This is a genomic window from Streptomyces durbertensis, assembly GCF_014156695.1.
GTDB classification, from domain to species: Bacteria; Actinomycetota; Actinomycetes; order Streptomycetales; family Streptomycetaceae; genus Streptomyces; species Streptomyces durbertensis.
On record NZ_WMLF01000282.1, the window covers coordinates 1 to 7,017 of the forward strand.

6 protein-coding genes are annotated in these 7,017 nt (G+C 72.2%); 4 read left to right on the forward strand and 2 right to left on the reverse strand.

The window, feature by feature from the left end; genetic code table 11:
* Positions 1 to 9 precede the first annotated feature (9 nt).
* Positions 10 to 1,155, reverse strand: coding sequence for a winged helix DNA-binding domain-containing protein (locus tag GL263_RS17960; RefSeq protein WP_182856740.1), 1,146 nt, complete (start codon positions 1,153 to 1,155; stop codon positions 10 to 12).
* Between the two features lie 243 nt (positions 1,156 to 1,398).
* Between GL263_RS17960 and GL263_RS17965 the strand changes: the two genes are divergently transcribed.
* From GL263_RS17965 to GL263_RS17975, 3 genes are all read left to right on the forward strand, one after another.
* A complete protein-coding gene (locus GL263_RS17965; RefSeq protein WP_182856744.1) occupies positions 1,399 to 1,821 on the forward strand; it encodes a nuclear transport factor 2 family protein in 423 nt (140 codons plus the stop codon).
* A 28-nt stretch (positions 1,822 to 1,849) separates the two neighbouring features.
* Positions 1,850 to 2,881: an endonuclease/exonuclease/phosphatase family protein gene (locus GL263_RS17970; RefSeq protein ID WP_182856741.1), complete on the forward strand. Its 1,032-nt coding sequence runs from the start codon at positions 1,850 to 1,852 to the stop codon at positions 2,879 to 2,881.
* A gap of 171 nt (positions 2,882 to 3,052) precedes the next feature.
* Positions 3,053 to 4,252, forward strand: coding sequence for a MarP family serine protease (locus tag GL263_RS17975; protein ID WP_182856742.1), 1,200 nt, complete (start codon positions 3,053 to 3,055; stop codon positions 4,250 to 4,252).
* Positions 4,253 to 4,604: 352 nt separating this feature from the next.
* On the opposite strand, the gene GL263_RS17980 is transcribed toward GL263_RS17975, so the two are convergent.
* Positions 4,605 to 6,050: an NCS2 family permease gene (locus GL263_RS17980; protein WP_182856743.1), complete on the reverse strand. Its 1,446-nt coding sequence runs from the start codon at positions 6,048 to 6,050 to the stop codon at positions 4,605 to 4,607.
* A 337-nt stretch (positions 6,051 to 6,387) separates the two neighbouring features.
* Here GL263_RS17980 and GL263_RS17985 point away from each other — a divergent pair.
* Positions 6,388 to 7,017 (forward strand): PucR family transcriptional regulator ligand-binding domain-containing protein (locus GL263_RS17985; RefSeq protein ID WP_182856745.1); only part of this gene is annotated, 630 nt, incomplete at its 3' end.

The window sequence follows — 7,017 nt, forward strand, 5'->3', positions numbered from 1 at the left end:
GTGGAGGACTCACGCCTCCCAGAGGGGCGTCTCGTCCCAGCGGACGTCGTTCGCCCCGCCGGGGACGTGGAACTCCAGCAGTGCCGCGGCCTCCGCCTCGACCGCCGCCCGCTGTGGACGCGGCAGCGGGCGGAAGGGGTGCAGGCACAACGTGCCGGCGGTGCGCCGCCGGTCGACCTCCAGGCGCCACACACCCTCGATGCGTCCGTCGGCGAGGAAGACGGAGTAGGACGTGTTGCCCCGCCAGGTGCGGCGCTGGTCCTCCCGGGTCACCACACGCGAGCGGTCGGCGTGGCCGTAGAAGAGGTTGTCGTACTCCGGCAACAGCCGGGCCGGTGCGGGGGTGTCCGCGTCCGGGCGCGGCGCGTCGGGCAGGTCGTACAGCTCGGCTCCCGCCTCGTCGCGGAAGCACACCAGCCGGTCCCGCAGCGCGTCGAACACCTCGCGCAGACCAGTCAGTCCGGACCACATCTGGGCGTCCTTCACGCTCGCCGGGCCGAAAGCGGCGAGGTAGCGCAGCACCAGCCGCTCGACCGCCGTCCCCTCCTCGGCTGTCGTCTCCTCGGCGTGGTCCACGCCGAGCCAGTGCTGGACCGTGGTGTGGCGGGCCTGGCCGCCGCGCTGCCACAGTCCGCGCGGTGGCACCTGGACCAGCGGCAGGTACTGACGAACGAGCATGGCAAGCGCCTGCCGGCCCACCTCGGGCCACCGCTCCGCGAGCAGCCCGCCCAGCTCGTGGGACGAGCGCGGCGCCTCCTCCACCAACTCCCGCCCCCGGGCGACAACCTCGGCGGTCTCCGCCTCCGACAGCGCGGCGAGAGGCCGTCCGAACGCACCCTTGAGTGTGCGGAGATGGACCTCGGGGAGCAGGCCGCGGAGCGGCAGGCAGTCCTCCGCGGTGACCAGGTGCAGCGTCGAGCGCTGAAGGCTCACCCTGACCACCCGCCGCTCCTCGATCAGCCGGGAGAAGGCGTCCGGGTCGAAGTCGACAACCCGGCTCCACAGTGCCGTGTAGACGTTGCCGGGCACCTGGGCGTGCATACCCACGAGGTGTTCCACCACCTCGACCGGTGAGCGGTCGGTACGGGCGAGGAGCGCCTGGCGTTCGAGAGTGGCCCGGTTGATCTCACGCGTGCTCAGCACCTTGGTCTGCATGACGGCACCGTATGCGCTCTTGCGGCCAGAAGCTGTCCGCAAGGAGAAGGGCAGGAAGAAGAATTCTGTTTCTGATCAAACTTGACTAGCGCCATAACACCCACTACCGTGCTCACTCCTGGACGCTAATCAACTTTGACTACAGGAGTCTCCTTGACCGTTCCCCACTCCTCGTCCGTCTCGTCGTTCCGCGACGACGTAGCCACCGAGTCCGTCACGGGCTACCGCCCCACCGAGGAGGATCTGTGCAGCCTGGCCGAGTGGTTCGCGCACTACGACAACTCAAGCGCGGCGGGGGACGTCCCGCGGACGGCGGACCTGGCGGTCTTCCCGCTGAACCTGGTCACCGACGACTCGACCGGCCGGGCGTGGTGTGGCCAGTGGGACCGCGGGCAGTACCTGACCACGATGGGCGGGGTGATGGGCGGTGACGGGTCGGACGACACGCCGGCCGAAGGCGGCACCCGCTTCGACTCGGTGCGCACGCCCTTCTTCCTCAGCCCCACCCTCGCGGTGGTCTTCTCCCGCTCGACCATGACCGCCGGCGGCCGGACCCACCAGCTGGACTACGCCGACATCCTGGTCAGGACCGACGAGGGATGGCGGTTCCAGACGATGCTCCAGCCCGGTTGGGGCGACATGCTGACGGGCGGCGACGCCGGCTGAGCCGTCCCCGGTGGTGCACCATCGGGACATGCGAACGGGAAGCGGACGGCCGCCCGAGCACCGGACGCCGGACGGGTCGGGCACCTCCAGGGGCGCCCGACCCGCCCGGCGCGGTGGCGCGCGCCGCACGGCAGCCACCCTCAGCGTGCTCCTGCTGCTCGTGTGCACCGCCCCGCTGGTGGCGCGGATCGCCGACACCGACGGCCCGACGCCGCTCCCGTACCTGCTGGCCTTCCTTCCGTGGCTGCTGGTGCCGGGCTGGCTCGCGCTGTTCTTCGCGGTACTGGCCCGCCGACTGCTGCTCGTGGGCTGGGCCCTGGCGGCCCTCGGCACGATCGCCTGGTACCTCCAGCCCTACGGGCCGAGCCAGACCCTGCCCGAGGCCGAACCACCGGCGCAGATCCGGGTGTTGACCGCGAACCTGCGGCACGGGCAGGCGCTCGACGCGCTGCTCGCGGCGCTGCGCGAGGAGCGCCCCCATCTGGTGTCCGTCCAGGAGTGCGACGCCGAGTGCGCGCGGCGCCTGCGCGGCTCGACCGTCCGCGACGAGCACCCCTACCAGCTGTTCGCGGGCGACGGGGCCGCCGCGGGGTCGGCGATCCTCAGCACCTACCCGCTCAGCGCCCGGCCCCGGGTACCCGGCACGCTGGCGATGCCGGGCGCGGTCGTCGACGTGCGCGGGCTGCCCGTGCGTTTCCAGGTCGCCCACCCGATGCCGCCCGAACCGTTCCGGCTGGACACCTGGCGGCGGGAGCTGGCGGCGCTGCGGACGTTCGCCGCCGACCGCGGCGACGCCCGCACCATCATCGCCGGCGACTTCCACGCCACCCAGGACCACGCCGCCTTCCGGGCGATCGTCGACACCGGGATGCGGGACGCCACCCGGCTGGTCGGCCGGTCCCGTACCGCCACCTGGCCGGCACCGCTCGCGCCCCGGCTGGGAGCGCAGATCGACCACGTCCTGGTCAGCCGGCACCTGGTGCCGGTGACGGCCCGCTTCGTGCCGTTGGAGGGCAGCGACCACCTCGCGGTGCTCGTGGAACTGCGGGTGTACGAGTGAGCCCAGGGGTTCGCGGCGGCGACCTGTCGGCGCTCACCTTTCGACAAGCGGGCATGAGACATCGCACAGCAGGGAACCGGACATGGTCGGCCCGCGTTCTTGTTGACCAGCACCCGTCGGACGGACTCGCGCGGGACTTCGGGGGATTGTCTGCGGAAAGGGACCACAAAGGTGAACCTGCTCGACGTCGTGATCCTCCTCGCCGCCGCGTCGTTCGCGGTGTCCGGCTACCGCCGCGGCCTGGTCGCCGGGGCGGTGTCGCTCGCCGGTTTTGTGGGCGGTGCGGTCATCGGCGTGTGGCTGCTGCCGTTCACCCTGGGGCTCGTCGAGCGCGGCACCACGATGGCCTTCCTCGTCGCGTTGCTGACGGTGCTGGTCCCGGCGGGCGCCGGGCAGGCGCTGGCCGCCCGGCTCGGCTGGCGGCTGCGGCAGACGCTGCACTGGGCGCCCCCGGTGCGCTGGCTGGACGGCGTGGGCGGGGCGCTCGCCAACGTCGTGGCGGTGCTGCTGGTGGCGTGGGTGGCGGCGAGCGCGCTGGTCTCCTCCCCCTCACCCGAGGTGAGTCAGGCCATCCGGGGTTCCTCGGTGCTGCGCGCGGTCGACGACCGGCTGCCCGACCAGGCGCCGACCTGGTTCAGCAGGGCCACCGGCGCGTTGACGACGGCCGGGTTCCCGCAGGTGTTCAACCCCTTCGAGCGGGAGTCGGTGGCGGAGGTGCCGGCGCCGTCCGGCGACTCGGTGACCGCCGCGGCCGTCGCGGCGGCGCAGCGCAGCACGGTCAAGGTGGAGGGCGTGGCCGCCGTGGACGGCCGACGTCAGGGCCAGGAGGGCAGCGGCTTCGTCTACGCCGAGCGGCGGGTGATGACCAACGCGCACGTGGTCGCCGGGGTGAGCGAGCCGACCGTGCGGGTGGGCGGTGTCGGACCGCGCTACCGGGCCACGGTGGTCTACTTCGACCCGGAGATCGACGTGGCGGTGCTGCGGGTGCCGGACCTGGACGCGCCCACGCTGCCGTTCGCCGGTCCGGCGAGTCGGGGCGACGCCGCCGTGGTGGCCGGCTACCCGCAGAACGGCGGACTGGACCTGCGCGCCGCCACGGTCGCCGGTCGCACCTCGGCGCGCGGCCAGGACATCTACGGGTCGAGTGTGGTCACCCGTGACATCCACCCGCTGCGCGGGCTGGTGCGCCCCGGCAACAGCGGCGGCCCGCTGCTGACCACCGGCGGCGAGGTGTACGGCGTGATCTTCGCCCGCTCGGTGAGCGACCCGGACACCGGCTACGCGCTGACCGCCGAGCAGGTGCGGACGGCCGCCGAACGCGGCAACACGGCGACCGAACCGGTGAGCACCGGCACCCGCAACGCGCTGTAGCCGCTGCCCGGCGTCAGTCCCGCCGCAGCCCCGCGTCCCACACCCAGGCGGCGGTCCCCACCCTGTTGCGCACCGCCAACGTGCCCTGGACATGCGCGAGATGCGTCTTCACGACGGCCGCCGGGAGGTGGTGTGGCTGCGCAGCGAGCGGGTGGTGATATGCGCGGGCTGATCAGCGAGTCGCCGGCCACCGCGGCCCCTACCACCTCGACCAGCAGCACGGCGCCCGAGCGCTTCCGTAGCCCGACCGGGCCCACCGGCGGTCCGGCGGGGACGTCAGGACGTGCGGGAGCGCCCGCGGTGGCGCGCCCCGGTGTCGGGGCGCGCCATCGCGGGCGGTAGGGGCGGGTGGTCAGTGACCGACGTCGTTGAAGGCGAAGTTGAAGACGAACATGGCCGTGAGCAGCCACATGAACAGGCCGGGCTCGCGCCACTTGCCCTGGGCGAGCTTGATGGCCGAGTAGGCGATGACGCCGGCGGCGACGCCGTTGACGATGGAGAAGGTGAACGGCATCAGGACGACGGTGAGGAAGACCGGGATCGCGACCGCGCGGTCCTTCCAGTCCACGTGGCGGGCGTTCTGCATCATCATCGCGCCGATGACCACCAGCGCCGCGGCGGCGACCTGGCCGGGCACGATCTGGGCGAGCGGGGTGAACAGCAGCATCAGGGTGAAGATGAGGCCGGTCACGGTGGCGGACAGGCCGGTTCTCGCGCCTTCGCCGACGCCGCTGGCGGACTCGATGAACACCGTCTGCCCGGAGGCGCCGGAGACACCGCCGATGGCGCCGCCGGCGCCGTCGATGAGCAGGGCCTTGTTCAGCCCGGGCATGCGTCCCTTGGCGTCGGCGAGCTTGGCCTCCTGGCCGACGGCGATGATCGTCGCCATGGCGTCGAAGAAGCCCGCCAGCACCAGCGTGAACACGATCATGGTGACGGTGGTGGCGCCCAGCGCCGCGTAGCCGCCGAACTCGACGTTGCCGAAGATGCTGAAGTCCGGGCTGGACATCGGGCTGCTGGGGATCTGCGGGGTGGCGAGCCCCCAGTGCTCCTGGTTCAGGCCCTTGACCTGGGTGACGACCAGCGAGAAGACGGTGCCGATGCCGATGCCGATGAGGATCGCACCGGGGACGTTGCGGGCCAGCAGCATGAAGATGGCCAGCAGGGTGAGGCAGAAGGCGAGGACCGGCCAGCCGGTGAGCTGGCCGTCGACGCCCAGGGTGACCGGTGGGCCGGCCTCGGAGCGGCCGACGAAGCCGGCCTTCTCCAGTCCGATCATCGCGACGAACGCGCCGATGCCCATGGTGATGGCGTGCTTGAGGCCCATCGGGATCGCGTTCATGATCTTCTCGCGGAGCCCGGTGATCACCAGCAGCATGATGATCACGCCGTAGATCACGCACATGCCCATGGCCTGGCCCCAGGTCATGCTGGGGACGACCTGGGTCGCCAGCACGCCGGACACGCTCAGGCCGGCCGCCAGGGCGAGCGGCACCTTGCCGATGACGCCCATCAGCAGCGTGGTGAGTCCGGCCGCGAAGGCGGTGGCGGTGACCACCGCGGAGGCCGGGAGGGTGTTGCCGTTCACGTCCTCGACGCTGAGCAGCAGGGGGTTGAGCAGCAGGATGTACGCCATCGCCATGAAGGTGGTGACGCCGCCGCGCACTTCGCGACCGACCGTGGACCCACGCGTGGAGATGTGGAAGTAGCGGTCGAGCCATCCCGTGTCGGCAGGGGGGCGCGTGCCGTCGCCCGGTTCCTCCGCGGAGATCATCGGCTCTACCTTCGACTGTGCCATTGTGCTGGCTCCCAAGGTTCATAGGGACACCCGCCGCGTGGTCGCGGTACGGGATTTGGGATTGCACGACGCGGGGGACGGCCCGAGAACGTGGGACGGGGTGACGATCTGGTGGGGGGCACCGGGCCCGGCGGAGCGAACCCGTTCATGTGCTGTTCATCTCGTGTGCCGCCCAGTAGACCCCCGGTCGGGCGGACCGGTGCAGTCACCGAATGCATGAAGCGATTAGCTGGACGACCCACCGGTCTTGTAGATTCGAACGAAAGGCCGGTCCCGGAGACGGTTCGGGTCGGACGAGACGGCATCTACGGCAACGGTCAGGACGGTGGGCGAGAGGATGCGGCTGCGCGCTCTGCTGGAGACGACTTCGCTCGGGTTGCGGCTGCTCAGCGGCGAGGACGAGCTGGACCGCACCGTCCGCGGCGTGATGACCACCGACCTGCGGGACCCCAGCCGCTATCTGTCCGGCGGTGAGCTGGTGCTCACGGGTCTGGCCTGGCGGCGGGACGCCTCGGACACCGAGCCGTTCGTCCGCGCGCTGGTCGGTGCCCAGGTGGCCGGGCTGGCCGCGGGCGAGGCCGAGCTGGCGGGCATCCCCGACGACCTGGTGCAGTCCTGCGCCCGGCACCGGCTTCCGCTGTTCGCCGTGGACGAGGACGTCGCCTTCGCGACGATCACCGAGCACGTCGTGCGGCAGGTGTCGAGCGAGCGGGCAGGCGATCTGGCGGCGGTGGTGGAGCGCCACCGGCGGATGATGGCGTCCGGTCCGACCGGCGGCGGGCCCGAGGTCGTGCTCGACCTGCTCGCCGGCGACCTCGACCTGCGGGCGTGGGTGCTCTCCCCCACCGGGCGGCGGATCGCCGGCGCCGGGCCCGGCTCGGACGCCCCGACGCTGCCGCCGGAGGTCCGGGCCCGGCTCGCCGGTGAGCACCTGGCGGCGGTGCGGAGCGGTCGGCGCGGGCCGTAC